This window comes from Streptomyces sp. NPDC058459, assembly GCF_042721685.1.
In the GTDB taxonomy this organism is placed as follows: Bacteria; Actinomycetota; Actinomycetes; order Streptomycetales; family Streptomycetaceae; genus Streptomyces.
On sequence record NZ_JBHXLV010000417.1, the window covers coordinates 1 to 1,427 of the forward strand.

The 1,427-nt window shown below is 71.1% G+C and carries 2 protein-coding genes; both read right to left on the reverse strand.

What is annotated here, in order from left to right; genetic code table 11:
• Positions 1-32: 32 nt before the first annotated feature.
• Positions 33-338 carry a DUF4235 domain-containing protein gene (locus ACFWN1_RS33265; protein ID WP_384370488.1) on the reverse strand — a complete coding sequence of 102 codons (306 nt, stop codon included), beginning with the start codon at positions 336-338 and terminating at the stop codon, positions 33-35.
• 28 nt (positions 339-366) lie between these two features.
• Positions 367-1,383: a glutathione S-transferase family protein gene (locus tag ACFWN1_RS33270; protein ID WP_384370491.1), complete on the reverse strand. Its 1,017-nt coding sequence runs from the start codon at positions 1,381-1,383 to the stop codon at positions 367-369.
• Positions 1,384-1,427: the final 44 nt, after the last annotated feature.

Genomic DNA, 1,427 nt, shown 5'->3' on the forward strand with positions numbered 1-1,427 from the left:
GACCGGCCCGTCACCCCCGGTCTTCCGGGTGGCTAGTCCCGGCCGCCGTTGTCGGCCACCGGCCACACACCCGTCGACCGCTCGATGGCCTTGGCCCCGGTGCGGTCCACGGCGCTGCGCACCACCGCGAAGATCGCGCCCTGCACGGCGGCCGCGAGCAGGACCTCGCCCCAGCCGCGGTCCCGGTCCAGAGCGTCGGGCGCGTCCTCCTCGTGCCGTATCGCCATCCACGCCTTGCGGAAGGCCAGTCCGGCCAGCGCGCCGCCGGCCCAGCTCATCACGAAGCCGACCGGCTTGTAGGTGAGCGAGAGTTTCTTCTTGGTCTTGTTCTTCGCCATGTCTCGCTTCTTCCTCGTCACGCGCTCCTCATGCAGGCAGACCTCGGGGTCCCACCCGCTCGTGCGGCGCCACGGGTCCCGGCGCGGTCCCCTCGCCGAACGGCCGGCCGCCCAGTTCCTCGCGGTGGTGCGGGCTCAGCCAGCCGGAGAGGTCCGGGCCGAGCGGCACGATCCCGGTCGGATTGATGCCGGACTGGACCTGGTAGTAGTGCCGCTTGATGTGGTCGAAGTCGACCGTGTCCCCGAACCCCGGCGTCTGGAACAGGTCCCGCGCGTACGCCCACAGCACCGGGTTCTCCGTCAGCTTCCACATATTGCACTTGAAGTGCCCGTGGTAGACCGGGTCGAAGCGGACCAGCGTGGTGAACAGCCGGATGTCCGCCTCGGTGATCGTGTCCCCGACCAGGAAGCGCTGCCCCGCCAGCCGCCCGGCCAGCGCCTCCAGCCGCCGGAACACGCCGGCGCACGCCTCGTCGTACGTCTCCTGGTCCGAGGCGAACCCGGCCCGGTACACCCCGTTGTTGACCTCCTTGTAGACCTCCGCCATCACCTCGTCGATCTCGCCTCGCAGCTCCTCCGGATACAGGTCCGGTGCGCCCTCGCGGTGCAGGGACGTCCACTCGGTGGCGAGATCCAGGGTGAGCTGCTGGTAGTCGTTGGTGACCAGCTCGCCGCTCGGCACGTCCACGATCGCGGGCACGCTCACCCCACCAGGAGCGCCCGGCTCCCGCCTCTCGTACGCCTCGGCCAGGTACCGGATGCCCAGCACCGGGTCCCGGCCGCCGGGGTCAAGGGTGAACCGCCAGCTCCGGTCGTCCTGGATCGGGTCCGTGACCGCCATGGGCAGCGCCCGCTCCAGGCCGAGCAGCCGGCGCGAGATCACCGCGCGGCTCGCCCACGGGCAGGCCCGCGAGACCACCAGCCGGTACCGCCCGGACTCCACCGGCCAGCCGTCCCGTCCGTCGGCGGTGATCCGGTCCGTGAAATGGCTCCTGGACCGCTTGAACTTCTTGTGGCCCAAGGCGCTGTTGCCGTCGCCACCCATGTCGCCTCCTCGCCGCACGGCTGTCACCGCACGCTGTCCCTGCC